Below are 24,466 nucleotides of genomic sequence, written 5' to 3'. Positions count from 1 at the left end.
GGGCGGCTTTTTCATGCACGGCAGCTGTTTACTGCTGCAGCTCCTGCTCGGTGAACATGTCGCTGAACAGCATGCTCGACAGGTAGCGCTCGCCCGAGTCCGGCAGGATCACTACGATGGTCTTGCCCTGCATCTCCGGCTTCTCGGCCAGGCGCACGGCGGCAGCCATGGCGGCGCCGCAGGAGATGCCGCAGAGGATGCCCTCCTCCCGCATCAGGCGCAGGGCCATGGCCTTGGCCTCGTCGTCGGAGACCTGCTCGACGCGGTCGACGATCGACAGGTCGAGGTTCTTCGGCACGAAACCGGCGCCGATGCCCTGGATCTTGTGCGGGCTCGGCTTGACCTCGTCGCCGGCGATGGTCTGGCTGATCACCGGCGAGACGATGGGCTCCACCGCTACCGAGAGGATCGGCTTGTGCCGGCTGTGCTTGATGTAGCGCGACACGCCGGTGATGGTGCCGCCGGTGCCGACGCCCGCCACCAGCACGTCCACCGCGCCGTCGGTGTCGTTCCAGATTTCCGGGCCGGTGGTCTTCTCGTGGATGGCCGGGTTGGACGGGTTGTCGAACTGCCCCGGCATGAAATACTTGGCCGGATCGCCGGCGACGATTTCCTCGGCCTGGGCGATGGCGCCCTTCATGCCCTTGGCCGGATCGGTCAGCACCAGCTCGGCGCCCAGGGCCTTGAGCACCTTGCGCCGCTCCAGGCTCATGGAGGCCGGCATGGTCAGGGTCAGCTTGTAGCCACGGGCGGCGGCGACGAAGGCCAGGCCGATGCCGGTATTGCCCGAGGTCGGTTCGACCAGGGTCATGCCCGGCTTGAGCACGCCGCGCGACTCGGCATCCCAGATCATGCTGGCGCCGATCCGGCATTTGACCGAATAGGCCGGGTTGCGCCCTTCGATTTTCGCCAGAATGGTCACGCCCTTGGGCCCCAGGCGGTTGATCTGCACCAGCGGCGTGTTGCCGATGGACTGGGCGTTGTCGGAATAGATGCGGCTCATGGCGGAAGTCCTTGTGCGAGCGGGAACTAGACCGCCAAGCCTATGCCCAGGCCGCGCGGGCGTCCAGCCGCTGACCTTGAGCGGGTGACCCGCCATTCAGTGACTGAATGGCGCGTCTGCGTTCACAGTGCGCCAGGGAGCGGGGTATATTGGTTTTTTCAGCTGTTCGCCGTGCCGGGCGCCGCCCGCGCGTTACCGTTCGAGGATTACACGATGAAGTTCGAAGGCACTCAGTCCTACGTCGCCACCGACGACCTGAAGCTCGCGGTCAACGCCGCCATCACCCTGCAGCGCCCGCTGCTGGTCAAGGGCGAGCCGGGCACCGGCAAGACCATGCTGGCCGAGCAGCTGTCCGAGGCCTTCGGTGCCAAGCTGATCACCTGGCACATCAAGTCCACCACCAAGGCCCACCAGGGCCTGTACGAGTACGACGCGGTCAGCCGCCTGCGCGATTCGCAGCTGAACTCGGAGAAGGTCCACGACGTTCGCAACTACATCAAGAAAGGCAAGCTGTGGGAGGCCTTCGAGTCCGAGGAGCGGGTGATCCTGCTGATCGACGAGATCGACAAGGCCGACATCGAGTTCCCCAACGACCTGTTGCAGGAACTCGACAAGATGGAGTTCTACGTTTACGAGACCGACGAGACGATCAAGGCCAAGCAGCGCCCGATCATCATCATCACCTCGAACAACGAGAAGGAACTGCCGGACGCCTTCCTGCGCCGCTGCTTCTTCCACTACATCGCCTTCCCCGACCGCGACACCCTGAAGAAGATCGTCGACGTGCACTACCCGGGCATCAGCGGCGAGCTGGTGGCCGAGGCGCTGGACGTGTTCTTCGACGTGCGCAAGGTGCCGGGCCTGAAGAAGAAGCCCTCCACCAGCGAGCTGGTCGACTGGCTGAAGCTGCTGATGGCCGACAACATCGGCGAGGCCGTGCTGCGCGAGCGCGATCCGACCAAGGCCATTCCGCCGCTGGCCGGTGCCCTGGTGAAGAACGAGCAGGACGTGCAGCTGCTCGAGCGCCTGGCTTTCATGGCGCGCCGCGCCGGGCGCTGATTGCTTGTCTCCCCTCTCCCGCTTGCGGGAGAGGGGCCGGGGGAGAGGGAAAGCCGGCTACTCGGCGTTGTCCGTTCACCCTCTCCCTAGCCCTCTCCCTCAAGGGAGAGGGAATTGTCCGCATACCCCAAGAGGTCCGCAGCCATGCTGCTCAACCTGTTCAATGAAATGCGCGCGGCCAAGGTGCCGGTCTCGGTGCGCGAGCTGCTCGATCTGATCAACGCGCTCAAGCACAACGTCGTGTTCGCCGACATGGACGAGTTCTACTACCTCGCCCGGGCGATCCTGGTGAAGGACGAGCGCCACTTCGACAAGTTCGACCGCGCCTTCGGCGCCTACTTCAAGGGCCTGGAAAACCTCAACGAACACATCGAGGCGCTGATCCCCGAGGAGTGGCTGCGCAAGGAGTTCGAGCGCCACCTGTCCGAGGAAGAGAAGGCGCAGATCCAGAGCCTGGGCGGCCTGGACAAGCTGATCGAGGAATTCAAGAAGCGCCTCGAAGAACAGAAGGAACGCCACGCCGGCGGCAACAAGTGGATCGGCACCGGCGGCACCAGCCCGTTCGGCTCCGGCGGCTACAACCCGGAAGGCATCCGCGTCGGCGACGCCGGCAAGCGCCAGGGCAAGGCCGCCAAGGTGTGGGACCAGCGCGAGTACAAGAACCTCGACGACCAGGTCGAGCTGGGCACGCGCAACATCAAGGTGGCCCTGCGCCGCCTGCGCAAGTTCGCCCGCGAAGGCGCGGCGGAAGAGTTCGACCTCGGCGGCACCATCGACCACACGGCCAAGGACGCCGGCCTGCTCAACATCCAGATGCGCCCGGAACGGCGCAACACGGTCAAGCTGCTGATCCTGTTCGACATCGGCGGCTCGATGGACGCCCACGTCAAGGTCTGCGAGGAGCTGTTCTCGGCCTGCAAGACCGAGTTCAAGCACCTGGAGTACTTCTACTTCCACAACTTCATCTACGAGAGCGTGTGGAAGAACAACCTGCGCCGTACCAGCGAACGCTTCTCCACCTCGGACCTGCTGCACAAGTACGGGCCGGACTGGAAAGTGGTGTTCGTCGGCGACGCATCCATGGCGCCCTACGAGATCACCCAGGCCGGCGGCAGCGTCGAACACTGGAACGAGGAAGCCGGCTACGTGTGGATGAAGCGCTTCATGGACAAGTACAAGAAGCTCATCTGGATCAACCCCTACCCCAAGGACGCCTGGAACTACACCGCCTCGACCAACATCGTCCGCGAGCTGATCAACGACCAGATGTACCCGCTGACCCTGCGCGGGCTGGAAGACGGCATGAAGTTCCTCTCCAAGTGACGGACGGGCCCATGCGGGCCCGTTCTGCTTTGCGGCGAAAGCCGTTAGGCTTGGTGCGTTATCCCTTCGCATCGAGCCAAACATGCACGATATTTCCCTGCAGGACGCCGCCGCACCCGATGGCGTCTGCTACGGCTGCGGCAGCCGCAACCCGCACGGCCTGCACGTCAAGAGCCGCTGGCACGCGGACGGCATCCACGTCGTCGCCGAACACCTGCCCGACCCCATGCACTGCGGCTGGCCGGACCTGGTCTACGGCGGGCTGATCGCCATGCTGGTGGACTGCCATTCGAACTGGACGGCCATGGCCTACCACTACCGCGCCGAAGGCCGCGAGCCCGGCAGCCTGCCGCGCATCGACTGTGTCACCGGGTTCCTCGGCATCAAGTACATCAAGCCGACGCCCATGGGCGTGCCACTGCAATTGCGCGCGCGGGTCGAGGGCGAGGTGGGGCGCAAGACCCAAGTGATCTGCGAGATCTACGCCGGCGATGTGCTCACCGCCATCGGCGATTCGGTCTTCGTGCGGGTGGACACCAGCCAGTTGGCCGCCACGGCGCACGGTCGCGAAAACTGACAACGGCTGCGGCAAAAGAAAAAGGCCCCTCGCGGGGCCTTTTGCATGTCAGCGCCAGTGGCGCTTCTCGTAGGCGATCGGCTTGTGCTTGCGGCCGATGCCCAGGGTCCAGCCGATGCCCAGCGCCAGCAGCTCGACCAGCCAGGCCAGGACCAGCCCGACGCCGAGTGCCCAGGCGACGGCCTGGGGCGCCAGCAGCACCTGGTAGGTATAGGCGGAGTAGGTCGCCTCAAGCAGCTCAGGGTCGGCGGCCGTGGCCAGGTGCCAGGCCTGGGCGTACCAGGGCCCCTGCATGGCCAGCCACTCGCCTTCCAGCAGTTCGGAACGAGTCACCAGATGGGCGACGCTCTCGGCGTCGCTGCGCATCACTTCGTCGGTGCTGGCGCGGTAGTGGGCGACCAAAGCATTGAGATCGGCATTGAAGAAACGCGCGGCGGTCTCGCGAAAGCCCAGCAGGCTCTCCTCGGACTCGGCGCGCTGGGCGGCCACGCGCTTGGCGTAGTCGTCGATGAAGCCCGGCACCTGGACCCCGACCAGCAGGCCGAAGGCGAACACCAGCAAGCGCAAGTAAGCCCTGAACATCCTCACTCCCCCATCTGCCCGTGGGCGACGCGCTCGCCGCGCCGCCACAGGCTCCATTCGCCGGGCTGGAACAGGTTCCAGCGCTCGTTGTCGGTCAACGGCTCGGTGGCGATCACGGTGACCACGTCGTTGGGCGTGGTTTCCGCCTGGAAGTCCACCGTCACCTCCACATCCTTCAGCCGCGCCGGGCCGAACGGCGCGCGACGGGTGATCTGCGCCAGCTTGGTCGAACAGAAGCAGAACAGCCAGTCGCCGTCGCTGAGCAGGCAGTTGAACACGCCCTTGCCGCGATACTCCTGCGCCGCCTGCACCAGCACCGGCAGCAGCACCTCGGCCGGCACCGGCTCGGGGAAGGCGCCGCGCACCCGGTTGAGCAGGTCGCAGAAGGCCGCCTCGCTGTCGGTGTCGCCCACCGGGCGGTAGAAATCCAGGCGCGGGACGAAACCGGCCAGCTGGCCGTTGTGGGCGAAGCACCAGTTGCGTCCCCACAGTTCGCGCACGAAGGGGTGGGTATTGGCCAGGCACACGCGGCCGACATTGGCCTGGCGGATGTGGCCGATCACCGTCTCGCTCTTGATCGGGTAGCGCTGCACCAGGCGCGCCACCTCGGACTCGACGCTGGCCGCCGGGTCCTGGAACAGGCGCAGGCCGCGCCCCTCGTAGAAGGCGATGCCCCAGCCGTCGCGGTGCGGGCCGGTGCCGCCGCCACGCTGCATCAGCCCGGTGAAGCTGAACACGATGTCGGTGGGCACGTTGGCACTCATGCCGAGCAGTTCGCACATGGCTCAGCCCTCCGCCAGGGCCGCGCGCAGACGCTCGGCCTCGCCCGCCAGACGTGCCTCGAGGCGCTTGCGGCCGAGCGGCAGGAAGCGCGTGAGGATGCGCCAGCACAGCGCCGGCAGGTCGCCGACACGCCGCGGAATCAGGTGCAGATGCAGGTGCGGCACATGCTGGTTGGCCACCGGGCCGTCGTTGAGCAGCAGGTTGATGCCGAGCACGGCAGGATCGCTGCGGTACAGCGCGCGGCCTACCCGGTCGGCCAGGGCCAGCAGGGCCTCGCGCGGCGCGGCCGGCAGGTCGGCGAGAAAGGGTGCATGGCCGCGGGCGACGATCAGCACATGGCTGGGGCGCAGCGGGAAGATGTCCAGCAGCACGAGGAAATGCTCGTCCTCATGGACGACATGGGCCGGCAGCTGGCCGTCGGCAATGGCGCAGAACACGCAATTCATGGGCTCTCCTTGGCGCATGCCGGCCGCGCGCAGCCTCTAGAGGCGCGGTTCGATGCGCAGGCGGCGCTCGCCCTGGGCGTCCAGGCGGGTGTCGGCATCGAAACGCTCGTCACGGTCCATGAGCTGGCGCAGGGTCGGTTCGTCGTCCTCGGCAGCGGCCTGCGCCGGCTTGCCCTGGCGCGCCTGCCACCAGCGCTCGACGGGCCAGCGCAGGGCGCAGAAGGCCAGCCACACGGCGAAGGCGATCAGGCCGTAGATGGCCAGGTCGGCCACCGCGCGCCAGGCGTTGTTGCCGACCTTGAACAGCAGGTCGAGGGCGGTGATGGCGATGGCCGGGGCGAACAGCTCGCGGGCCGGGTCGACTATGGTCGGGGTCAGCAGCAGCACGGCCACCAGCACGCGCAATGGCTCGCGCAGCCAGCGCCACATCCAGCCGGTCATGCGCATCCATACCAGCAGGCAGCCGAGGGCGGCGACGGCATAGACGGCCCAGGCGAGCAGATAGTCTTGTTCGGTCATGGCGTTTCGTGGCTTGGCCGGCAGAGGGGCGCTTATGATAACGGCTTTTGCGCGACCTGCGCCTCCCCGCGGTCGCCCCCGAGCCGAAAACCGAAAGCCGAGAAGCGCGATGACCGACGCCCCGATTGCCCGCCGCGAAGCCGGCGCCGACCCCTACCGCTGGCTGCAGCAGCGCGATGCCACCGAGGTGCTCGAGCATCTCAAGGCCGAGAACGCCTACATGGAGGCGCAGCTGGCCGACCAGGCCGCGCTGCGCGAGACGCTGTTCCGGGAGATCAAGGGCCGCATCCGCGAGACCGACCTGTCACTGCCGGTGCCCTGGGGCCCCTGGCTGTACTACCAGCGCACCAGCGCCGGCGACGAATACCCGCGCCACTACCGTTGCCCGCGTCCGGCCGACGGCTCGCTGAGGGTGGACGAGAACGCCGAGCAGCTGCTGCTCGACCCCAATGCCCTGGCCGGCGACGGCTACCTGTCACTCGGCGCCTTCACCATCAGCCCGGACCACCGCCTGCTCGGCTACAGCCTGGATACCAGCGGCGACGAGGTCTACCGCCTGTTCGTCAAGGAGCTGGACAGCGGCCTGCTGCGCGAGCTGCCGTTCGACGACTGCGACGGCCAGATGACCTGGGCCAACGACAACCGGACCCTGTTCTTCGTCACCCTGGACGACACCCACCGCCCTCACCGCCTGTATCGCCACACGCTCGGTAACGCCGGCGCCGACCTGGTGTTCGAGGAGGCCGACGGGCGCTTCTTCCTCAGCTGCCACCGCACCAGCTCCGAGCGCCAGCTGGTGCTCAGCCTGGGCAGCAAGACCACCAGCGAGGCCTGGGTGCTCGACGCCGACACGCCGGCCGGCGAGTTCCGCTGCCTGGCGCCGCGCCAGGAAGACCACGAGTACGACGTCGACCACGGCCTGCTGGACGGCCAGTGGACCTGGTTCGTGCGCAGCAACCAGGCTGGCATCAACTTCGCCCTGTATGTCGCGGACGAGGCCCAGCCGAGCCGCGAGCACTGGCGCGAGCTGGTCGGCCATAGCGAGACACGCATGCTCGAGGGCGTCAGCCTCAACCGCGATGCCTTCGTCCTCAGCCTGCGCGAGGGCGGCTTGCCGATCATCGAGGTACATCCGCAGGGCGGCGCCCCCTACCCCGTGCAACTGCCGGACGCCGCCTACAGCCTGTACGTGCAGGACAGCCTGGAATTCCACAGCGAGGTGATCCGCCTGCGCTACGAGGCGCTCGGCCGCCCGGCCCAGGTGCGCCAGCTGGAGCTGGCCACGGGGGCGCAGCAGGTCCTCAAGCAGACCCCGGTGGAGGGCCCGTTCGACGCCGACGCCTACGAGAGCCGGCGCCAGTGGGCCAGCGCCGCCGATGGCACCCGGGTGCCGATCAGCCTGGTGGCGCGCAAGGACGTGCTCGCCTCTGGCGCGCCCGCCCCGCTCTACCTCTATGGCTACGGCGCCTACGGCGAAAGCCTCGACCCCTGGTTCAGCCACGCGCGCCTGTCCCTGCTGGAGCGCGGCTTCGTCTTCGCCATCGCCCACGTGCGCGGCGGCGGCGAGCTGGGCGAAGCCTGGTACCGCGCCGGCAAGCTGGAACATAAAGCCAATACGTTTGGCGACTTCATCGCCTGCGCCGAGCAGCTGATCGCCGACGGCCTGACCACTGCCGGGCAACTGGTGATCAGCGGCGGCAGCGCCGGCGGCCTGCTGATCGGCGCCGTGCTCAACCTGCGTCCCGAGCTGTTCGCCGCAGCCATCGCCGAGGTGCCCTTCGTCGACGTGCTCAACACCATGCTCAGCCCTGACCTGCCGCTGACCGTGACCGAGTACGACGAATGGGGCGACCCTAACGACCCTGAAGTGTTCGAGCGCATCAGGGGCTATGCGCCCTACGAGAACGTGCGCGCGCAGGGCTACCCGGCGATCCTCGCGGTGGCCGGCTATAACGACAGCCGCGTGCAGTACTGGGAGGCGGCCAAGTGGGTGGCCCACCTGCGCGAACTGAAGACCGACGGCAACCTGCTGCTGCTCAAGACCGACCTCGGCGCCGGTCACGGCGGCATGAGCGGACGCTACCAGGCGCTGAAGGACGTGGCCCTGGAATACGCCTTCCTGTTCAAGGTGCTGGGGATAGCCTGATGCAGACCCTGCTCTACCGCTGGTTGCTGCTGGTCGGCCTGGGCCATGTGGGGCTGGGCGTGGTGCTGGCCTTCGCCGCCCAGCTGCCGGCCACCCAGGCCTATTTCGACTACCTGCATGCCAGCGTCGCCACAACTCCGCCACCCGTGGAATACCAGGCGCTGCTGCGCACCATGGTCGGCCTGTTCGGCCCCACCGTGGCCAGCTGGGGCCTGCTGTTCAGCGTGCTGGTGCTGCTCTACCGCCGCCACGGCCATGCGCCGATCAAACCGGCGATATTCGCCGCGCTGCTGCTCTGGTGCCTGCTGGACAGCGCCATTTCCGTGCATTTCAACCTGGCGCTGCACGCCTACCTGAATGCGGCGGCGGCCCTCTCCATCGCCCTGCCGCTGCTGTTCCTGCGCCCGCTCAGGGCTTGTCGCTAGGGTGCTGCTGGCCCTGCTGCCGCTTCTCCAGCTGTGGCAGCGGCTTATCCCTGGGCGCGGGCGGCGGATTGACCAGCGGCCTGGCGGGCTGGCCGGGATTGACCAACAGCGGCGGCGTGCCATAGGGGGCGGCCGGCAGGCTGCGCACCTGGGGCTGGGCATAGGGCTGTGGCGTGGCGGTGCCCGGCAGGCCCTGGGGCTGGGCCTGGGCACAGAGGCTGAGGAGCAGGAGCAGCAATGGCGCTAGACGGTGCATGGGGGGCTCCAGCGGCGGCGACTTTCGTTCTATTCTGGCAGGGTCGCCGGCCCGCGACTTCCCAGCCGACCACAGGTACCACCATGAACAAGCTCGACCAGATCCTCGCCGAGGCCCAGCGCCGGCGCGAGACCAGCTACCGCGAGAAGGCGCTGAAGATGTACCCGCACATCTGCGGGCGCTGCGGCCGCGAGTTCAGCGGCAAGCGCCTGAGCGAGCTGACCGTGCACCACCGCGACCACAACCACGACAACAACCCGGAAGACGGCTCCAACTGGGAGCTGCTGTGCCTGTACTGCCACGACAACGAGCACCAGCGCCAGGTCGACCTGCACTACCAGAAGGAAGAGGCGGCCAGCGCCGGCAGGGGCGCCAAGGTCACCCACAAGGCCCTGGCCGGGCTGGAGGCGCTGCTCAAGGCCAAGAGCTGAGCGCGCTGCCTCCCTGGCCCGGGAGGCGTTAGCGCAGCAGTGCGCTGTCCAGCACTTCCGAGCCGCGGCCCATCACGTTCTCGCTGATCTCGACGAAATCCTTGGTGCTGGCTTTTTCCAGGCGCATCAGGCCGCGGGTGACATCATCCAGCGAGCGCTGGTTGTCGGTGTGCTTGCGGATCTCCCGGTCCAGCTCCTGCAACAGCAGCACGGCACGGGCGGTGACCGGACCGGTGGAGTCCTCGGTGCGCAGGCTGTCGACCGGCTTGCCCCACTTCGCCAGCTTCTTACGGATCGCCTGGTAGCGATCCTCGCTCATGCCGCCGGCGCGGCGCACCAGCTCGATGGCGTAGTACTCGGCCAGGCCCTCGCTGATCCAGTCGCTGCGATCGGTGTCGCGGATGCGGCTGAACACGTGGACCAGTTCGTGCACCAGCGAACTGGTGCCGTTCTCGCTGACCAGCGGCCGGTCGGCATGGAAGAAGATCGAGTTGGGCGCCGACAGGCCGCCGCGCCACATCGGGTCGCCGGCGCCGACGATCAGCAGCTTGGCCGGGTCGCGCGGGAACACCGCCTGGGCCTCGGGCCAGACGAAGGTCAGCAGCGTCAGGATATCCATGCGGCGCATACCCTCGCCCACCGGCGCAGCCACCGTCACGTCGGTGTCGCCGAGCCGGGCGCGGCGGCTGCCGATCTTGCCGGCGAGGATCCAGCCGGTGGGGCGGTCGAACTTGCGGGTCGGGTTGTCGATGCGGAACCTTTTCTCGCCGATGCGCGGCCAGCCGGTCTCCACGCCGCCCCAGCCCTTGGGCAGATCGAATTGCAGGCGCGCCACCAGCTCGACCTTGTCGTCCTTGACCAGGCGCGCGCTGGGCACCAGGTCGTCGCCGCGCAGCAGGGCCCAGTCCGCGGTCATCCGTGCATCGAACTTGCCGGCATCGCGCGGATGGCTGATGCGCACTTTGTAGGTCAGGCTGCTTTTGCCCTTGGCCGGCTGCCAGGTGCCGCTGCCGGGGCCCTCCTGGGTCCAGCTACCGTCGGTGCTGAAGTCGCTGTAGTAGTCCTTGCTGCCCAGATTGAAGGCCAGTTTCTGTACGACCTCGCCCTTTTCCAGGGTCAGGCTGACCTCGGCCTGGTCGCTTTCCGGGAGGAATTTGACCCGGTAATCCAGGTCGACCCGCTTGGCGGCCCACAGAGGCGCGCTCAGGCCGAGCAGAAGGGTGGCGGTCAACAGCGTGCGGGCTGGCATCGAAGGGCTCCATGCGGGTGAATGAGAACGACCTTGGACCGCCGCCGAGGGGAAAAGCTCAACCGGCGCGGAAGATCAAATGATCCTCCCAGTCTTCCTCGGCCACGCTGCCTTCGGCAAGCATGCGCCCGGACTGGGAAATGCGTTCGTGGTGCACTGCGTCGGGGTCGCCGCAGACCAGATGGTGCCACAGCGGCAGGTCCTTGCCCTCGCTGACCAGGCGGTAGGCGCAGGTCGGCGGCAGCCACTTGAACTGGTCGGCCTGGGCCGGGGTGAGCTGCACGCAATCCGGCACCTGCTGGCGGCGATTGGCGTAGTCGCTGCAACGGCAGGTCTTGAGGTCCAGCAGCTTGCAAGCGATGCGCGTGTAATAGACGCTGCCGTCGTCCTCGTCTTCCAGTTTCTGCAGGCAGCACAGGCCGCAGCCGTCGCACAGCGATTCCCACTCGTCCTGGTCGAGCTGGGCGAGGGTCTTGCGTTTCCAGAAGGGTTGAACGATGGCGGCCATGACGATGAGGACAGCTGGGAAGGCCGGCAGTCTAGCCCGTGCCAGGAACGCGGCCAAGCAGGCGCGACTGGCGGTCGCGCAGGCCGGTAATTTTACTGACCGAAAAAACAGATATTCACCGAACTGATCTAGGCTTCTCCTGTCATGGCCCCTGGCCAGCCCCTGCCTACCTCAAGGAAGACTCCCATGAAAAGCTGGAAGATCAGAACCCATCTGTTCCTGCTGATCGGCACCCTGCTGTCGAGCCTGCTGCTGGTTGGGCTGCTCGGCCTGCACGGGCTGCAGTCGACGGTGCGCGGCCTGGAAACCGTGTACCTGGATCGGGTGGTGCCGCTGCGCGACCTCAAGCTGATCGCCGACCTCTACGCGGTCAACATCGTCGACGCCACGCACAAGGCCAACAGCGGCAGCCTCTCCAGCAGCGCCGCGCAAGCCCTGATAGTCCAGGCCCGGAGCGATATCGACAAGACCTGGCAGGCCTACCTGGACACCCAGCTGATCGCCGAGGAACAACGCCTGATCGCCGAGATCAAGCCACTGATGGCCGCCGCCGAGGCGCCGCTCGACCATCTGCAGGACCTGCTGCGCCAGGAGCAGCGCGAAGCCACGCGCGAGTTCGCCGACCAGCGCCTGTACCCGCTGATCGACCCGCTGTCGGCCAAGTTCGCCGAGCTGATCGAGGTCCAGCTGGGCGAGGCCCGGCACCAGTACGAGCGGGGCCAGGCCACCTACACCAGAGATCTGCGCCTAAGCCTGGGCCTACTGCTGCTGGCTCTGCTGCTCGGCGGCGCCCAGGCGCTGTACTTCGCCCGCCTGCTGCGCCTGCAGCTGGGTGCCGAACCGGGTGAGCTGGAAGCCATCAGCGCGCGCATCGCCGCCGGCCAACTGGACAGCCAGGCGAGCCTGGAGCGTGCCAGCAGCGGCGTGATGAAATCGGTGCAGAGCATGCACCACGGCCTGCGCGACATGATCGGCAACATCGGCGAGGCCTCCGAGCAGATCGAGTGCGCCTCCCTGCAGCTGGCCGCCTCTTCCGAACAGGTGCTCAACAGCGCCAACGTGCAGAGCGATACGGCCTCGGCCATCGCCGCCACCATGGAGGAGATGGCGGTGAGCATCAGCCAGATCGCCGAGAACGCCCAGCAGACCCGCGACATGGCGGAAAAGGCCGGCCAGCTCAGCGACCACGGCCTCGAGGTGACCGCCGCCGCCATCGAGGAAATGCGCAGCATCGCCGGGCTGGTCCTGCAGAGTTCGGCGGATCTCGAGCAACTGGCCGCCCAGTCAGCCAACATCAGCGCCATAGTCGACGTGATCAAGGGCATCGCCGAGCAGACCAACCTGCTGGCGCTGAACGCAGCCATCGAGGCCGCCCGCGCCGGCGAGCAGGGCCGCGGCTTCGCCGTGGTGGCCGACGAGGTACGCAGCCTGGCCAGCCGCACCGCGCAGTCCACCACCGAGATCGTCTCCCTGGTCGGCTCCATCCAGGGCGGCGTGGAGCAGGCGCGCAGCAGCATGGGCCTGGGCCGCGAGCGCCTGGGCAGCGGCACGCGCCTGGTGGAACAGGCCGGCACGGCGATGCAGGACATCCGCGCCGCGCTGAGCGAGTCGCTCGACGCGGTGAATGTGATCTCGCTGTCCCTGCAGGAGCAGCGCGCCGCCAGCGAACAGGTGGCCGCCAATGTCGAGCGGGTGGCACAGATAGTCGAGGAGAACTCCGCCGCCCAGGGCGGCATCGTCCAGGCCATCCAGGCGCTGCAGGCGATGTCCGGGCGCCTGCAGGGCATGCTGCGGCGCTTCAGCTACTGAGGCCGGCGACGCCCGCTAGTAGCCGCGGGCGAAATCCACCTCGCCGCGTAGCGCCTGGCCGTCACGGTAGCGCTGCAGGTTGTCGAGAAATAACTCAACCATCGCCGCCGGCTCGGTGGGCGCCGCGCTATGGCCCGTGAGCAGCAGGCGCGGCGCATCCCAGAACGGATGGCCGGGCGGCAGCGGCTCCTCGCGACACACGTCGATCACCGCGCCGGCCAACAGTCCGGCGCGCAGGGCGGCGACCAGGTCGGCCTCGACCACCGCCACGCCGCGCCCGGCATTGACGAACAGCGCCTCGCCACGCATGCGGGCGAACAGCGCGGCATCGTAGAGGTCGCGGGTGGCCGGGGTATCCGGCAGCAGGTTGACCAGGCAGTCGGCCCAGGCCGCCTGCTCGGCCAGCTGATCCAGCCCATGTACCGCGGCGAAGGGCGCGATCGGCCGAGGCTGGCGGGCGATGCCGCGCAGCTCGACGCCAAAGGGCGCGAGCAGGCGCGCCACCTCCACGCCGATATCGCCGGTGCCGACGATCAGCACCTTGCAGCCACGCAGGCTGGGCGGCGCCTGGTTGTCCCAGCGCTGCTCGACCTGGCTGGCCAGGCGCGCCAGCACCCGGCGCCGGTGGGCCAGCAGGTAGGTCAGCAGATACTCGGCCATCGGCTGGCCGAAGATGCCGACGGCCCGGCTCAGGCGGTAGTCGCGCGGCAGCTCGCTGCCCAGCAGCGGCGTGATGCCGGCCCAGGTGGACTGTAGCCAGGCCGGACGCAGGCCCTGACGCAGCAGCGGCAGCAACAGGTCCGGCTGGCCAAGCCAGATCGGGCAGGCGCTGGCCTGCTCGCTACTGACCTGTGCGCCGGGCACCAGCTGCAATTCGGGCGCGGCGGCGCGCAGCAGCTCGTCGTAGCGGGCGTGGTCGTGCTCCAGCAGGAGGATGCGCACCGGCGTCACACCGGGTCGTTGCGGCGCAGCAGCTCTTCCGGCAGGTGCTGGATGTATTCCTCTTCCGGCGGCGGCATCTGCAGGTGGTAACCCTGCTTGTCGAGGTTCTCCAGCACCTGATGGATGTCCTCGCGGGCCAGCTTCTTCTCCGGGGTGAGGATCATCTCGAAGCACAGCTGCGGGGTGCCAAAGGCGGCCAGCAGGCCTTCCGGTACGCGGCTCAGGGCCTCGGCCTTGAGCACGTAGAGGTACATCTCGTTCTTGCGCGGGCTTTTGTAGATGGAGCAGATCTTCTTCATTGCAGTACGTCCAGCAGGGCTTGGCCCATCAGTTCGCGGCGCCAGCCGCGCAGGTTGTCCGGCAGCGTCCAGGGGCCGTCGGGGAAGCCGCTCTTGAGCAGGGCTTCGAGGGATTTCTTGCGCAGCATCAGCTCCGGGGCCATCTGCAGGCGCTCGGCCTCGCGCTGGCCCACCGTACGCAGCTTCTTCAGCAGCGCGCCGGCCTCGATCGGCAGCGGCGCCGGCAGGGCCTCGGGCCACTGCTCGGGCGGCAGCGCAGCGGCCTCGCGAATCAGCCGCAGGATGGTCTCGCCATCCTGGCGCACGGTGCGCGGGTGCATGTCCTCGATGCGCGCCAGGGCCACCGTGTTGTCCGGCTGGAAGCGCGCCAGCGGCCACAGCGAGTGCTCGCGCAGGATGCGATTGCGCGGCTGGTTGCGCGCCCGCGCCTGACGCTCGCGCCAGGCGCACAGGGCGCGCAGCACGGCCAGTTGCTGGGGCGACAGCTTCCAGGCCAGCTTGGCCTCCAGGTAAGCCTCGTCCGGGTCGGTCTCGCGACGCAGGTTGGCGACCAGCTCGGCGCCATCCTCCAGCAGCCAGGCCAGCTTGTCCGCAGGCAGCCTGGGCAGCAGAGCCTGATACAGCTCGGCCAGATGCTGGGCGTCCTCGGCGGCGTAGCTGACCTGGGTCGGCGATAGCGGCCGCTGCAGCCAGTCGGAACGGGTCTCGCCCTTGGGCAGCTCGATGCCGAGCACCTCCTGCACCAGGCGCGAGTAGCCCATGGAGAAGCCGATGCCGAGGTAGCCGGCCGCCAGCTGAGTGTCGAACAGCGGCGCCGGCAGCGCGCCGGTCAGGCGCAGGAAGACTTCCAGGTCCTCGCTGCAGGAGTGCAGCACCTTGGTCACGGCGCGGTCTTCCAGCAGCTCGGCGAACGGCGCCCAGTCCTTCACCTCGAGCGGGTCGATCAGGTAGGCACGTTGGCCGTCACCGACCTGCAGCAGGCCGGCGATGGGATAGAAGGTGTCGACCCGCATGAACTCGGTATCGAGGGCGACGAAGGGCAACTGCCGCCACTCGGCGCAGTGACGCGCCAGGCTGGCGTCGTCGAGGATCCACTGAATATCGATGGCCACGCGGCACTCCTTGATTGATGCCGCGCAGTATATATGGCCGGCGCTGATACCGGGCATCGGCGCCCTGCGTGTACACTGCCGCGCATCGCAAACCAGGGAAGAAACATAATGAAGAAGCTTCTCGGCCTGCTGGCCCTGGCCATCGCCGGCGCTGCCGGCTACCTCGCGCTCACCCCCAGCCCGATCGACCCGCTGGCCTGGCAGCCGCAGCCGGCCCCCACGATGACCGGCGTGCTGGAGCCCAACGACACCCTGATGAAGGCCGAGCTGCTGGCCCGGGGGCAGATCCACGGTCCGGAAGACACCGCGGTGGACGCCCAGGGCCGGGTCTACGCCGGCCTGCATGACGGCCGGGTGATCCGCATCACCGACGGCCAGGTCGAGACCTTCGCCGCCACCGGCGGCCGCCCGCTGGGCATGGACTTCGACGCCCAGGGCAACCTGATCCTGGCCGACGCCTACAAGGGCCTGCTGCGCATCGACCCGGCCGGCAAGATCGAAGTGCTGGCCAGCGAGGCCGAGGGCGTGCCCTTCACCTTCACCGACGACCTCGACATCGCCAGCGACGGCCGCATCTACTTCACCGATGCCTCCAGCAAGTTCCAGCAGCCGGACTACCTGCTCGACCTGCTCGAAGGCCGCCCCTATGGCCGCCTGATGGTATTCGACCCGGCCAGCGGCCAGACCCAGGTGCTGCTCAAGGATCTGTACTTCGCCAACGGCGTGGCCCTGTCGCAGAACGAGGACTTCGTGCTGGTCAACGAGACCTACCGCTACCGCATCCAGCGCTACTGGCTGAAGGGCGACAAGGCCGGCACCCATGACCTGTTCGCCGACAACCTGCCGGGCATGCCGGACAACCTGCAGGGCGATCGCGCCGGCACCTTCTGGGTGGCCCTGCCGACCCCGCGCAAGGGCGACGCCGACTTCCTGCAGAACCAGCCCTGGATCAAGGCCCAGCTGGCCAAGCTGCCGCGCGCGCTGTGGCCGAAGCCGGCCTCCTACGGCCTGGCCATCGCCCTCAACGAACAGGGCGAGATCGTGCAGAGCCTGCACGACACCAGCGGCACCCACCTGCGCATGGTCACCTCGGTGAAACCGGTGGGCGACTACCTGTACCTGGGCAGCCTGGACAACGACCGGATCGGCAAGCTGAAGATCCGCTGAGACAGCCCTCTCCACGCGGGTCAGGGGGCGAGGAGCCGCCTATTGGCAACTGGCTCCGACAGTATCATTCGTAGCCCGGATGCAATCCGGGAACCAGGCTGCTCCGCCCCCCGGATTGCATCCGGGCTACGCGATGAGCTCTTACACTTCCATGAAAAAGCCCGCCATTCGGCGGGCTTTTTCGTCAGACCGGCTGCTCGGTCAGCAGCCCCCGGGGCGTACCGGGCGCCGGCTCGCCGAGCAGCGCCTGCATGCTCTGGCGGGTCTGCGTCATCAGCTCCGGCAACTGCTCGGAGCTGAAGCGACTGGCGTCGATCGGCGCACCGATGTGCAGCTGCACCGGCAGGCCCAGATTGAAGCACCAGGTGCGCGCCGGCAGCACCTCGTGAATGCCGCGAAAGACCATCGGCACGATGATCGCGTTGGTGTCCAGGGCCAGGTGGAAGCAGCCCTTCTTGAACGGCAGCAGCTGGCCATCCTTCGAGCGCGTGCCTTCGGGCGCCGCCCACAGGACGATGCCGCTCTCCATCATGCGCCGCGCCTGCTCCAGGTCCTTCACCGCCTGGTGACGGTTGTGCCGGTCCACCGAGGGGAACTCGGCGGCGCGGATCGCCGCGCCGAAGATCGGGATGCCGAACAACTCCTTCTTCGCCAGCATGCGGATCGAGCCCGGCAGGGCGACGAAGCTGGCGGGGATGTCGTAGTGGCTGGCGTGGCTGCTGAGCAGGATGTAGCGCCGCCCGTCGTTGAAGTCCGGCACCTGGCCGTGCACGCTCAGGTGCATGCGCACCAGGCGCAGCAGCAGGCCCGACCAGCGGCGGGTGTAGCGGTCCACGTCGGCGCGCCGCAGGCGTCCGCTGACGGCGCGCAGCAACACCTTGCTGCAGTAGTAGAAGGTCACCAGCAGCGACCCCAGGACCACGCCGACACGGCGGGCCAGGTTGGCGCTTTCGATGGCGGGTTGCAGGCTGAGCATGAGTACTACCTCGCGCGGCGAACCGCCTGGGGTTCGCTTCTGGTTATGGAAGGCTGTCTTTATGATGCCCATAGTCATGATTTGGACACAGGAGTTCCCATGCCGCTCGCCCAGCTGATCAGCGCCACCGACCTGCACGCCCGCCTGCAGGAGCCAGGCCTGGTGGTCCTCGACTGCCGCTTCGCCCTCGACGACCCGGGCTACGGCGCGCGCAGCTATGCCGAGGGGCATCTGCCCGGCGCGCGCTTCGCAGACCTGGAGCACGACCTGTCGGGGCCGAAGATCAAGGGCCTGACCGGCCGCCACCCGCTGCCGGACGCCGCCACCCTGGTCGACCGGCTGCGCGCCTGGGGCATCGACAACGACTCGACCATCGTGCTGTACGACGACGGTCCCGGCGCCTTCGCCGCCCGCGCCTGGTGGCTGCTGGCCTGGCTGGGCAAGCGCGACGGCGTGTGGCTGCTCGACGGCGGCCTCAAGGCCTGGAAGGAAGCCGGCCTGGCGCTGACCACCGACACGCCTGCACAGCGGGCGGGCAGCTTCAGCGGCCAGCCGGACCACTCGTTGCTGCTGAGCGCCACGCAGCTGCAGCAGCGCCTGGGCGCCAGCGATCTGACCCTGCTGGACGCCCGCGCCCTGCCGCGCTTCCGTGGCGAGGTGGAGCCGCTGGACCCGGTGGCCGGGCATATCCCCGGCGCGCAGTGCGCGGTGTTCACCGACAACCTGGGCGCCGACGGACGCTTCCTGCCCGCCGAGCAGCTGCGTGCACGCTTCGACGCCCTGCGCGGTACGCGGCCGGTGGAGTCGCTGGTGGCCTACTGCGGCTCGGGCGTCACCGCCTGCCACAACCTGTTCGCCATGAGCCTCGCCGGCTACCCGCTGGCGCCGCTGTACGCGGGCTCCTGGAGCGAATGGATCACCGACCCGGCGCGCCCCGTGGCGACCGGCGACTGAGGCGCTACTGCAGGCCGCGCAGGCGCTTGGGGGTCAGCCCCAGGTAGCGGCGCATGGCCGTGGTCAGCGCGCTCTGGCTGGAGAAGCCGCACTCCTCGGCGATCCGCACCAGCGGCAGCGGGCTCTCGCGCAGCAGGCGCGCGGCGTGATCGAGGCGGGTCTTGAGCAGGTACTGGTGCGGGGTCAGGCCCACGGCGTCCTTGAACTGGGCGTGGAAATGGCTGGGGCTGAGGCAGGCCACCTGGGCCAGCTCGATCACCGTGATGCGCCGCGCCAGGTGCTCGATGATGTAGGCGTCCAGGCGGCCGATGTCCAGGCCGGCCACGGCGCTGCGGCCGCGCTCGCCGAACAGGCGCAGGTGCAGGGCGCGCAGCAGCACGCCACCGAGGGCGCGGGCCAGGTGTGGGTCGCTGCCGTAGCGTGCCAGCTCGGCACCGGCGTAGCTCAGCAGGTTCTGAAAATCGGCGTCCAGGGTCGGGTAGCGCGGACTCTCGAACAGTTCGGCGAGCAGGCTGAGGTCCTCCGGCGAAGTGTCGCGCTCGTCCAGGTCGAGGATCAGCATGCGGTTGTCGCCCATGCCGGCGAACTGGTGGTCGGCGTCGCCCGGCACCAGGCAGGCGCGCATCCGGCACACTTCGCCGCCACAGCCGTCGACCTCGAATTCCGCGCGGCCGGACAGCGACAGCACCAGCTGGTGGTAGTCGTGGGCATGTTCATGGGCCTGGTCGTCCAGGCGCAGCAGACGGGCGTTGAGCATTCTCTTCACCGACTCGGGGCAAGCCTGCACTTTATCTGGTTGCACCTAGTTGCAACAGTCCTCACGCATGGGTTGCGACGGATGGAGGCTGGCCAGCATCTTGCTTTGCCCTGCTGACTTCCCTGCCCCGCCTGGACTGCCTTCATGCTGGAACTCGGCATCTACTGCCTGCAACGCTGCGGCGCCGCCCGCACCTGGCTGCTGGCCGCACTGGCGCTGGCCAGCACCCTGCTGGCCCTGCTCGACCAGGACGCCGCCGCCCTCTGCCTGCTGCCCCTGCTGCTCTACCTGGGCGGCGCCCAGAGCCTCAGCTGGCGACGCCAGCAACAGGCGCAGAGCCACCTGCTGCGACAGCTGGCCGGCCTGTTCGAGAGCAGCGCGGAGCGTACCCGCCTGCTGGTCAAGTGCGATGACGAGCGCCGCGCCGCCGAGCGCCTGCGCAGCGAGGTGCAGTTCGCCGCCCAGGCGCTGGAGCGCATGGCCGAGCACACCGAGCAGCAGGGCGAGGCGCAGAACCTGCGGGTGAACATGATCGCCACCGCCAGCGAGGAGATCGGCCAGACCCTGCTGCACATCGGCGACCTGGCCGAGGAGGCCCTGCAGGCCTTCCGCCGCCTGCACCAAATGAGTGAACAGGGCAGCCTCGATGCCCGCTTGGTGGGCGATCAGATGCAACTGATCCAGGCCAGCCTCGGCCGTACCGACCAGGCCGTCGGCCAGCTGTTGCGCCACAACGCCGCCGTCGAACAGGCGGTGCAGCTGATCCAGGCCCTGGCCAAGCAGACCCAGCTGCTGGCCCTCAACGCCTCCATCGAGGCCGCCCGCGCCGGCGAGCAGGGCCGAGGTTTCGCCGTGGTCGCCGAGGAGGTGCGCAACCTGGCGCAGTCCACCGCGGCGGCGGCCAGCGAGATCACCCAGGCGGTCGCCGCCATCGGCCAGTCGATGAACCACGTGCGCAGCGAGGTCGACGAGCACCGCGAGCTGCTCGGCCAGGGCTGCACATGCAACCTGGAGCTGGCCGCGCGCCTGCACCAGCAGGCCGACTTCAGTGCCTCCCACCTGGCGGCTTTCGGCGCCATGCGCCAGGCCCTGGACGAACATACCCAGGCCAACCAGGCGCTCAACCAGCAGCTGCACGAGATAGGCGCCGCCCTCGGCCAGCAGAGTGCGCAGAACCGCGAACTGCACGCCCTGACCCTGTACCTGACGCACAGGACCAGCTCATGAACCTCGCCACCCTGCTCGGTGCCAGCCTCGCCACGCTCCTGCTGCTGGCCCTGCTCTACCGCCGCCACGCCCTGCGCCGCAGCCGCCGACAGGGCCGCGCGCTGCTGCAGGCGCTGATGCACAGCCTGGAAATGCTCCAGCGCCTGCAGAAGCATCGCGGCCTCGGCGGCCAGGACAGCGCCGCCGCGCGCGCCCAGTGCCGAGCGCTGGCCGACGAGCTGGACCGGCTGTGGCGCGAGCTGCCGCCCGCCGCCGCCGAGCTGGAGGAGCTGCACCCGGCCTGGCAGCGGTTGCGCAGCCAGGCCGACGACTTCGACGGCCATTGCCGGCTGATCGAGCAGCTGCTGACCGCCATGCAGCTGTTCGAACTGCGCCAGGGCGAGGACATCGAGATCGCCCGCCGCTGCCGCGAGCTGGAGGAGCTGGCGCGCCTGCGCGGCCTGGCGGTACGCGGGGCCGGCGCGCCGCGCTGCCCGCTGCCGCTGCAGGTGCAGCTGCGCTACCTGAGCCTGCGCCTGCAGCGCCAGGCGGCGCCGCACAGTGCCCTGGCCCAGGCCCTGGAGCGCCTGCAACGGCAACTGATCGAGCCGCTGCGGGTGGCCATCGCGCCGCAGGAATGTTTCGAGTTGCTCACCCCGCTGATCGACGAGCAGCTCGGCACCTTGCGCCAACGCCTGCTGACCGCCGCCGACCCTGCCATTCGCCCACCCATGCACCACGAGCCCGCCAGATGAGCCCCGAACTGCTTTTCGCCCTTGCCCTGGGCCTCGGCCTGCTGGCCCTGGGCCAATTGTTGACCCGTCGCGCCGCACAGATGCATCGCGCCACCCTCGATCAGCTCGAGGGCCAGTGCCTGCAGCGCAGCCTGGAGTTGCTGCGTGCCTTGCAGAAACACCGTGGCCTGGGCGCCCAGCAGGACATCGTCGCGGTCAGCCAGCGCAACGCCCTGGCCCGCCAGCTCGACCAGCTCTGGCTGAACTGGCCTGGCGAGAGCCTGGAGCTGGCCCCGCTGCACCGCGAATGGCCGCTGCTGCGCATGCGCCCGGCCGACTTCGAGGCCCATTGCCAGGTGATCGAGGTACTGCTGCAGGTGATCGACACCCTGGAAGAGCGCCTGGCCTCACGCGCGCATGGCGCCGTGCGCGGCCTCGCCAGCACCTGCCGCAATCTCGAGGACCTGGCCCGCCTGCGCGGCCTGGCCGTGCGCGCCGCCAACTACGGCCAGTGCCCGCCGGTGCTGCAGGAGCAGATGCGCGAACTGTGTCGACGCATTGCCGCCGGCAACGCCGACCAGCAGTTGCACAGCCTGCTGGCGCGCCTGCGCAGCGACCTGATCGAAGCGCGCCAGCCCAGCCTGGGCCCGGCCGACTGCTTCGCCCTACTCACTCCGCCGATCGAGCGCCTGCTGCAGGGCACCCGCCTGGGCCACGGTTGAAATCGCCGGCGTCTCGCCCCATCTAGCACCCCATAACCGAGGGTGCGCCATGAACGATCAGGACAACACGCCGGAAATCATCGAAGCCAAGACCACCAGCCTGGCCCTGCCCGGGCAGACGCTGCCGGACAAGCTGTACGTCATCCCCATCCACAACCGCCCGTTCTTTCCGGCACAGGTGCTGCCGGTCATCGTCAACGAGGAGCACTGGGCCGAGACCCTGGAGCTGGTAGCCAACACCGAGCACAAGTGCCTGGCGCTGTTCTACGTCGACCAGCCGGTGACCGACCCGCGCCACTTCGACACCGCCAGCCTGCCCGAGCACGGCACCCTGGTGCGCGTGCACCACGCCAGCCGTGGCGACGGCAAGCTGCAGTTCGTCGCCCAGGGCCTGGGCCGGGTACGCGTGCGCGGCTGGCTCAAGCGCCATCGCCCGCCCTACCTGGCCGAAGTGGACTATCCGCAGAGTCCGCTGGATCCGCGCGACGAGGTCAAGGCCTATGCCATGGCGCTGATCAACGCGATCAAGGAGCTGCTGCCGCTCAACCCGCTGTACAGCGAGGAGCTGAAGAACTACCTCAACCGCTTCGGCCCCAACGACCCGTCGCCACTCACCGACTTCGCCGCCGCGCTGACCACCGCCACCCCTGCCGAGCTGCAGGAGGTGCTGGACTGCGTGCCGATCCTGCGGCGCATGGAGAAAGTGCTGCCGCTGCTGCGCAAGGAAGTGGAGGTGGCACGCCTGCAGAACGAGCTGTCCGCCGAGGTCAACCGCAAGATCGGCGAGCACCAGCGCCAGTTCTTCCTCAAGGAACAGCTCAAGGTGATCCAGCAGGAGCTGGGCATTACCAAGGACGACCGCAGCGCCGACGCCGACGAGTTCCGCGCCCGCCTGGCCGGCAAGACCCTGCCAGCCCAGGCGCAGAAGCGCATCGACGAGGAGCTGGGCAAGCTGGCCATCCTCGAGACCGGCTCGCCGGAATACGCGGTGACGCGCAACTACCTGGACTGGGCCACCAGCGTGCCCTGGGGCGTGCTCGGCGCGGACAAGCTCGACCTCGCGCACGCGCGCCGGGTATTGGACAAGCACCACGCCGGCATGGACGACATCAAGGCGCGCATCACCGAGTTCCTCGCCGTCGGCGCCTTCAAGGGCGAGATCGCCGGCAGCATCGTGCTGCTGGTCGGCCCGCCCGGCGTGGGCAAGACCAGCATCGGCAAGTCCATCGCCGAATCGCTGGGGCGGCCCTTCTACCGCTTCAGCGTCGGCGGCATGCGCGACGAGGCGGAGATCAAGGGCCACCGCCGCACCTACATCGGCGCCATGCCCGGCAAGCTGGTGCAGGCGCTCAAGGAAGTCGAGGTGATGAACCCGGTAATCATGCTCGACGAGATCGACAAGATGGGTGCCAGCTACCAGGGCGACCCGGCCTCGGCACTGCTGGAGACCCTCGACCCGGAGCAGAATGTCGAGTTCCTCGACCACTACCTGGACCTGCGCCTGGACCTGTCCAAGGTGCTGTTCGTCTGCACCGCCAACACCCTGGACTCCATCCCCGGCCCGCTGCTCGACCGCATGGAGGTGATCCGCCTGTCCGGCTACATCGCCGAGGAGAAGCTGGCCATCGCCAAGCAACACCTGTGGCCGCGCCAGCTGGCCAAGGCGGGCGTGAAGAAGGCCCAGCTCGCCATCAGCGATGCCGCGCTGCGCGCGGTGATCGAGGGCTACGCCCGCGAGGCCGGCGTGCGCCAGCTGGAGAAACAGCTGGGCAAGCTGGTGCGCAAGGCGGTGGTCAAACTGCTCGACGAGCCGGGCAGCAAGGTCCGGATCGGCCCCAGGGACCTGGAAGGCTACCTCGGCATGCCGCTGTTCCGCGGCGAGCAGGTCATCGAAGGCACCGGGGTGATCACCGGCCTGGCCTGGACCAGCCTGGGCGGCGCCACCCTGCCGATCGAGGCCACGCGCATCCACACCCTCAACCGTGGCTTCAAGCTCACCGGCCAGCTCGGCGAAGTGATGAAGGAATCGGCGGAGATCGCCTACAGCCACGTGACCGCCAACCTGAGGAAGTACGGTGGCGATGCGAACTTCTTCGACCAGGCCTTCATCCACCTGCACGTGCCCGAGGGCGCCACGCCCAAGGACGGCCCCAGCGCCGGCATCAGCATGGCCAGCGCCCTGCTCTCCCTGGCGCGCAACCAGGCGCCGAAGAAGGGCGTGGCGATGACCGGCGAGCTGACCCTGACCGGCCAGGTGCTGGCCATCGGCGGCGTGCGCGAGAAGGTGATCGCCGCGCGCCGGCAGAAGATCCACGAGCTGATCCTGCCGGAGGCCAATCGCGGCGACTTCCTCGAACTGCCGGACTACCTGCGCGAAGGGCTGACCGTGCACTTCGCCAGGCGCTACGCCGAGGTGGCCCGGGTGCTGTTCGACTGAGCGGCACTGCGCTCGCCCGCGCCCGTGCACAGCGGCTATGCTGT

General features: G+C 68.5%; 26 protein-coding genes. 13 read left to right on the top strand and 13 right to left on the bottom strand.

Annotated features, from left to right (window positions below):
• Positions 1 to 28: 28 nt before the first annotated feature.
• Positions 29 to 1,003: a cysteine synthase A gene (cysK, locus tag DMO17_RS07560; protein WP_110681881.1), complete on the bottom strand. Its 975-nt coding sequence runs from the start codon at positions 1,001 to 1,003 to the stop codon at positions 29 to 31.
• A 213-nt stretch (positions 1,004 to 1,216) separates the two neighbouring features.
• On the opposite strand from cysK, the gene DMO17_RS07555 reads away from it, so the two are divergent.
• The 3 genes from DMO17_RS07555 (at position 1,217) to DMO17_RS07545 (ending at position 3,962) form a co-directional block, all read left to right on the top strand.
• Complete coding sequence (locus tag DMO17_RS07555; protein WP_110681880.1) at positions 1,217 to 2,062, top strand: AAA family ATPase; 846 nt, start codon at positions 1,217 to 1,219, stop codon at positions 2,060 to 2,062.
• A gap of 144 nt (positions 2,063 to 2,206) precedes the next feature.
• Positions 2,207 to 3,385 (top strand): vWA domain-containing protein, encoded by a 1,179-nt coding sequence (locus DMO17_RS07550; protein ID WP_110681879.1) that lies wholly within the window; start codon positions 2,207 to 2,209, stop codon positions 3,383 to 3,385.
• A gap of 82 nt (positions 3,386 to 3,467) precedes the next feature.
• Entirely contained in the window at positions 3,468 to 3,962 is a 495-nt protein-coding gene (locus tag DMO17_RS07545) for a PaaI family thioesterase (RefSeq protein ID WP_110681878.1), read from the top strand.
• Between the two features lie 48 nt (positions 3,963 to 4,010).
• On the opposite strand, the gene DMO17_RS07540 is transcribed toward DMO17_RS07545, so the two are convergent.
• The 4 genes from DMO17_RS07540 to DMO17_RS07525 are packed head-to-tail and all read right to left on the bottom strand — an operon-like array spanning position 4,011 to position 6,292.
• Positions 4,011 to 4,544, bottom strand: coding sequence for a DUF2937 family protein (locus DMO17_RS07540; protein ID WP_110681877.1), 534 nt, complete (start codon positions 4,542 to 4,544; stop codon positions 4,011 to 4,013).
• Positions 4,545 to 4,546: 2 nt separating this feature from the next.
• A complete protein-coding gene (locus tag DMO17_RS07535; protein ID WP_110681876.1) occupies positions 4,547 to 5,326 on the bottom strand; it encodes a class II glutamine amidotransferase in 780 nt (259 codons plus the stop codon).
• A gap of 3 nt (positions 5,327 to 5,329) precedes the next feature.
• Complete coding sequence (locus tag DMO17_RS07530; RefSeq protein ID WP_110681875.1) at positions 5,330 to 5,773, bottom strand: HIT family protein; 444 nt, start codon at positions 5,771 to 5,773, stop codon at positions 5,330 to 5,332.
• A gap of 36 nt (positions 5,774 to 5,809) precedes the next feature.
• A complete protein-coding gene (locus DMO17_RS07525; protein WP_110681874.1) occupies positions 5,810 to 6,292 on the bottom strand; it encodes an MFS transporter in 483 nt (160 codons plus the stop codon).
• Between the two features lie 109 nt (positions 6,293 to 6,401).
• Between DMO17_RS07525 and DMO17_RS07520 the strand changes: the two genes are divergently transcribed.
• Together DMO17_RS07520 and DMO17_RS07515 are read left to right on the top strand one after the other, a co-directional pair.
• Positions 6,402 to 8,438 carry a S9 family peptidase gene (locus tag DMO17_RS07520; RefSeq protein ID WP_110681873.1) on the top strand — a complete coding sequence of 679 codons (2,037 nt, stop codon included), beginning with the start codon at positions 6,402 to 6,404 and terminating at the stop codon, positions 8,436 to 8,438.
• A complete protein-coding gene (locus DMO17_RS07515; RefSeq protein ID WP_110681872.1) occupies positions 8,438 to 8,863 on the top strand; it encodes a hypothetical protein in 426 nt (141 codons plus the stop codon). The genes DMO17_RS07520 and DMO17_RS07515 overlap by 1 nt, the downstream gene beginning before the upstream one ends.
• Here the strand turns inward: DMO17_RS07515 and DMO17_RS07510 are convergent.
• Complete coding sequence (locus DMO17_RS07510) at positions 8,847 to 9,119, bottom strand: hypothetical protein (RefSeq protein ID WP_146224900.1); 273 nt, start codon at positions 9,117 to 9,119, stop codon at positions 8,847 to 8,849. The two genes, DMO17_RS07515 and DMO17_RS07510, sit on opposite strands and share 17 nt — an antisense overlap.
• A gap of 83 nt (positions 9,120 to 9,202) precedes the next feature.
• On the opposite strand from DMO17_RS07510, the gene DMO17_RS07505 reads away from it, so the two are divergent.
• Complete coding sequence (locus tag DMO17_RS07505; protein ID WP_110681870.1) at positions 9,203 to 9,550, top strand: YajD family HNH nuclease; 348 nt, start codon at positions 9,203 to 9,205, stop codon at positions 9,548 to 9,550.
• A gap of 28 nt (positions 9,551 to 9,578) precedes the next feature.
• Here the strand turns inward: DMO17_RS07505 and DMO17_RS07500 are convergent, their stop codons facing one another.
• Positions 9,579 to 10,799 carry a hypothetical protein gene (locus DMO17_RS07500; protein ID WP_110681869.1) on the bottom strand — a complete coding sequence of 407 codons (1,221 nt, stop codon included), beginning with the start codon at positions 10,797 to 10,799 and terminating at the stop codon, positions 9,579 to 9,581.
• A 58-nt stretch (positions 10,800 to 10,857) separates the two neighbouring features.
• Positions 10,858 to 11,307, bottom strand: coding sequence for a YcgN family cysteine cluster protein (locus tag DMO17_RS07495; RefSeq protein WP_110681868.1), 450 nt, complete (start codon positions 11,305 to 11,307; stop codon positions 10,858 to 10,860).
• A gap of 186 nt (positions 11,308 to 11,493) precedes the next feature.
• Between DMO17_RS07495 and DMO17_RS07490 the strand changes: the two genes are divergently transcribed.
• Positions 11,494 to 13,116, top strand: a complete 1,623-nt coding sequence (locus DMO17_RS07490; protein ID WP_110681867.1) for a methyl-accepting chemotaxis protein — start codon at positions 11,494 to 11,496, stop codon at positions 13,114 to 13,116.
• Between the two features lie 15 nt (positions 13,117 to 13,131).
• On the opposite strand, the gene DMO17_RS07485 is transcribed toward DMO17_RS07490, so the two are convergent.
• The 3 genes from DMO17_RS07485 to rnd are packed head-to-tail and all read right to left on the bottom strand — an operon-like array spanning position 13,132 to position 15,469.
• Entirely contained in the window at positions 13,132 to 14,058 is a 927-nt protein-coding gene (locus DMO17_RS07485) for a D-2-hydroxyacid dehydrogenase (RefSeq protein ID WP_110681965.1), read from the bottom strand.
• A 5-nt stretch (positions 14,059 to 14,063) separates the two neighbouring features.
• Positions 14,064 to 14,357 (bottom strand): YcgL domain-containing protein, encoded by a 294-nt coding sequence (locus tag DMO17_RS07480; protein WP_110681866.1) that lies wholly within the window; start codon positions 14,355 to 14,357, stop codon positions 14,064 to 14,066.
• A complete protein-coding gene (gene rnd, locus DMO17_RS07475) occupies positions 14,354 to 15,469 on the bottom strand; it encodes a ribonuclease D (protein WP_110681865.1) in 1,116 nt (371 codons plus the stop codon). Before rnd ends, DMO17_RS07480 begins: the two co-directional genes overlap by 4 nt.
• 108 nt (positions 15,470 to 15,577) lie before the next feature.
• Here rnd and DMO17_RS07470 point away from each other — a divergent pair, with 108 nt between their 5' ends.
• Positions 15,578 to 16,636 carry an SMP-30/gluconolactonase/LRE family protein gene (locus DMO17_RS07470; RefSeq protein ID WP_110681864.1) on the top strand — a complete coding sequence of 353 codons (1,059 nt, stop codon included), beginning with the start codon at positions 15,578 to 15,580 and terminating at the stop codon, positions 16,634 to 16,636.
• Between the two features lie 184 nt (positions 16,637 to 16,820).
• On the opposite strand, the gene DMO17_RS07465 is transcribed toward DMO17_RS07470, so the two are convergent.
• On the bottom strand, positions 16,821 to 17,612 hold the full coding sequence (locus tag DMO17_RS07465) for a lysophospholipid acyltransferase family protein (RefSeq protein ID WP_110681863.1): 792 nt from the start codon (positions 17,610 to 17,612) through the stop codon (positions 16,821 to 16,823).
• Between the two features lie 99 nt (positions 17,613 to 17,711).
• Here DMO17_RS07465 and DMO17_RS07460 point away from each other — a divergent pair, with 99 nt between their 5' ends.
• Positions 17,712 to 18,566: a sulfurtransferase gene (locus DMO17_RS07460; RefSeq protein ID WP_110681862.1), complete on the top strand. Its 855-nt coding sequence runs from the start codon at positions 17,712 to 17,714 to the stop codon at positions 18,564 to 18,566.
• Positions 18,567 to 18,570: 4 nt separating this feature from the next.
• Here DMO17_RS07460 and DMO17_RS07455 read toward each other — a convergent pair whose 3' ends face one another.
• Positions 18,571 to 19,323: a helix-turn-helix transcriptional regulator gene (locus tag DMO17_RS07455; protein ID WP_110681861.1), complete on the bottom strand. Its 753-nt coding sequence runs from the start codon at positions 19,321 to 19,323 to the stop codon at positions 18,571 to 18,573.
• A 144-nt stretch (positions 19,324 to 19,467) separates the two neighbouring features.
• On the opposite strand from DMO17_RS07455, the gene DMO17_RS07450 reads away from it, so the two are divergent.
• The 4 genes from DMO17_RS07450 to lon are packed head-to-tail and all read left to right on the top strand — an operon-like array spanning position 19,468 to position 24,422.
• Positions 19,468 to 20,550, top strand: a complete 1,083-nt coding sequence (locus DMO17_RS07450) for a methyl-accepting chemotaxis protein (RefSeq protein WP_110681860.1) — start codon at positions 19,468 to 19,470, stop codon at positions 20,548 to 20,550.
• Positions 20,547 to 21,284: a hypothetical protein gene (locus DMO17_RS07445; RefSeq protein ID WP_258371497.1), complete on the top strand. Its 738-nt coding sequence runs from the start codon at positions 20,547 to 20,549 to the stop codon at positions 21,282 to 21,284. Before DMO17_RS07450 ends, DMO17_RS07445 begins: the two co-directional genes overlap by 4 nt.
• Positions 21,281 to 21,985, top strand: a complete 705-nt coding sequence (locus DMO17_RS07440; RefSeq protein ID WP_110681859.1) for a hypothetical protein — start codon at positions 21,281 to 21,283, stop codon at positions 21,983 to 21,985. Before DMO17_RS07445 ends, DMO17_RS07440 begins: the two co-directional genes overlap by 4 nt.
• A gap of 49 nt (positions 21,986 to 22,034) precedes the next feature.
• The gene (lon, locus tag DMO17_RS07435) at positions 22,035 to 24,422 is read left to right on the top strand and encodes an endopeptidase La (protein WP_110681858.1); all 2,388 of its coding nucleotides are present in this window, start codon (positions 22,035 to 22,037) and stop codon (positions 24,420 to 24,422) included.
• Positions 24,423 to 24,466 lie beyond the last annotated feature (44 nt).

This window comes from Aquipseudomonas alcaligenes (assembly GCF_003205495.1).
Taxonomy (GTDB): domain Bacteria; phylum Pseudomonadota; class Gammaproteobacteria; order Pseudomonadales; family Pseudomonadaceae; genus Aquipseudomonas; species Aquipseudomonas alcaligenes_B.
This window is presented reverse-complemented; position numbering and strand designations above follow the sequence as displayed.

Bases quoted from the DNA above. Each gene is read 5' to 3' on its own strand.
- cysK (WP_110681881.1), bottom strand. From the start codon at position 1,003: ATGAGCCGCATCTATTCCGACAACGCCCAGTCCATCGGCAACACGCCG.
- DMO17_RS07555 (WP_110681880.1), top strand. From the start codon at position 1,217: ATGAAGTTCGAAGGCACTCAGTCCTACGTCGCCACCGACGACCTGAAG.
- DMO17_RS07550 (WP_110681879.1), top strand. From the start codon at position 2,207: ATGCTGCTCAACCTGTTCAATGAAATGCGCGCGGCCAAGGTGCCGGTC.
- DMO17_RS07545 (WP_110681878.1), top strand. From the start codon at position 3,468: ATGCACGATATTTCCCTGCAGGACGCCGCCGCACCCGATGGCGTCTGC.
- DMO17_RS07540 (WP_110681877.1), bottom strand. From the start codon at position 4,544: ATGTTCAGGGCTTACTTGCGCTTGCTGGTGTTCGCCTTCGGCCTGCTG.
- DMO17_RS07535 (WP_110681876.1), bottom strand. From the start codon at position 5,326: ATGTGCGAACTGCTCGGCATGAGTGCCAACGTGCCCACCGACATCGTG.
- DMO17_RS07530 (WP_110681875.1), bottom strand. From the start codon at position 5,773: ATGAATTGCGTGTTCTGCGCCATTGCCGACGGCCAGCTGCCGGCCCAT.
- DMO17_RS07525 (WP_110681874.1), bottom strand. From the start codon at position 6,292: ATGACCGAACAAGACTATCTGCTCGCCTGGGCCGTCTATGCCGTCGCC.
- DMO17_RS07520 (WP_110681873.1), top strand. From the start codon at position 6,402: ATGACCGACGCCCCGATTGCCCGCCGCGAAGCCGGCGCCGACCCCTAC.
- DMO17_RS07515 (WP_110681872.1), top strand. From the start codon at position 8,438: ATGCAGACCCTGCTCTACCGCTGGTTGCTGCTGGTCGGCCTGGGCCAT.
- DMO17_RS07510 (WP_146224900.1), bottom strand. From the start codon at position 9,119: ATGCACCGTCTAGCGCCATTGCTGCTCCTGCTCCTCAGCCTCTGTGCC.
- DMO17_RS07505 (WP_110681870.1), top strand. From the start codon at position 9,203: ATGAACAAGCTCGACCAGATCCTCGCCGAGGCCCAGCGCCGGCGCGAG.
- DMO17_RS07500 (WP_110681869.1), bottom strand. From the start codon at position 10,799: ATGCCAGCCCGCACGCTGTTGACCGCCACCCTTCTGCTCGGCCTGAGC.
- DMO17_RS07495 (WP_110681868.1), bottom strand. From the start codon at position 11,307: ATGGCCGCCATCGTTCAACCCTTCTGGAAACGCAAGACCCTCGCCCAG.
- DMO17_RS07490 (WP_110681867.1), top strand. From the start codon at position 11,494: ATGAAAAGCTGGAAGATCAGAACCCATCTGTTCCTGCTGATCGGCACC.
- DMO17_RS07480 (WP_110681866.1), bottom strand. From the start codon at position 14,357: ATGAAGAAGATCTGCTCCATCTACAAAAGCCCGCGCAAGAACGAGATG.
- DMO17_RS07470 (WP_110681864.1), top strand. From the start codon at position 15,578: ATGAAGAAGCTTCTCGGCCTGCTGGCCCTGGCCATCGCCGGCGCTGCC.
- DMO17_RS07465 (WP_110681863.1), bottom strand. From the start codon at position 17,612: ATGCTCAGCCTGCAACCCGCCATCGAAAGCGCCAACCTGGCCCGCCGT.
- DMO17_RS07460 (WP_110681862.1), top strand. From the start codon at position 17,712: ATGCCGCTCGCCCAGCTGATCAGCGCCACCGACCTGCACGCCCGCCTG.
- DMO17_RS07455 (WP_110681861.1), bottom strand. From the start codon at position 19,323: ATGCTCAACGCCCGTCTGCTGCGCCTGGACGACCAGGCCCATGAACAT.
- DMO17_RS07450 (WP_110681860.1), top strand. From the start codon at position 19,468: ATGCTGGAACTCGGCATCTACTGCCTGCAACGCTGCGGCGCCGCCCGC.
- DMO17_RS07445 (WP_258371497.1), top strand. From the start codon at position 20,547: ATGAACCTCGCCACCCTGCTCGGTGCCAGCCTCGCCACGCTCCTGCTG.
- DMO17_RS07440 (WP_110681859.1), top strand. From the start codon at position 21,281: ATGAGCCCCGAACTGCTTTTCGCCCTTGCCCTGGGCCTCGGCCTGCTG.
- lon (WP_110681858.1), top strand. From the start codon at position 22,035: ATGAACGATCAGGACAACACGCCGGAAATCATCGAAGCCAAGACCACC.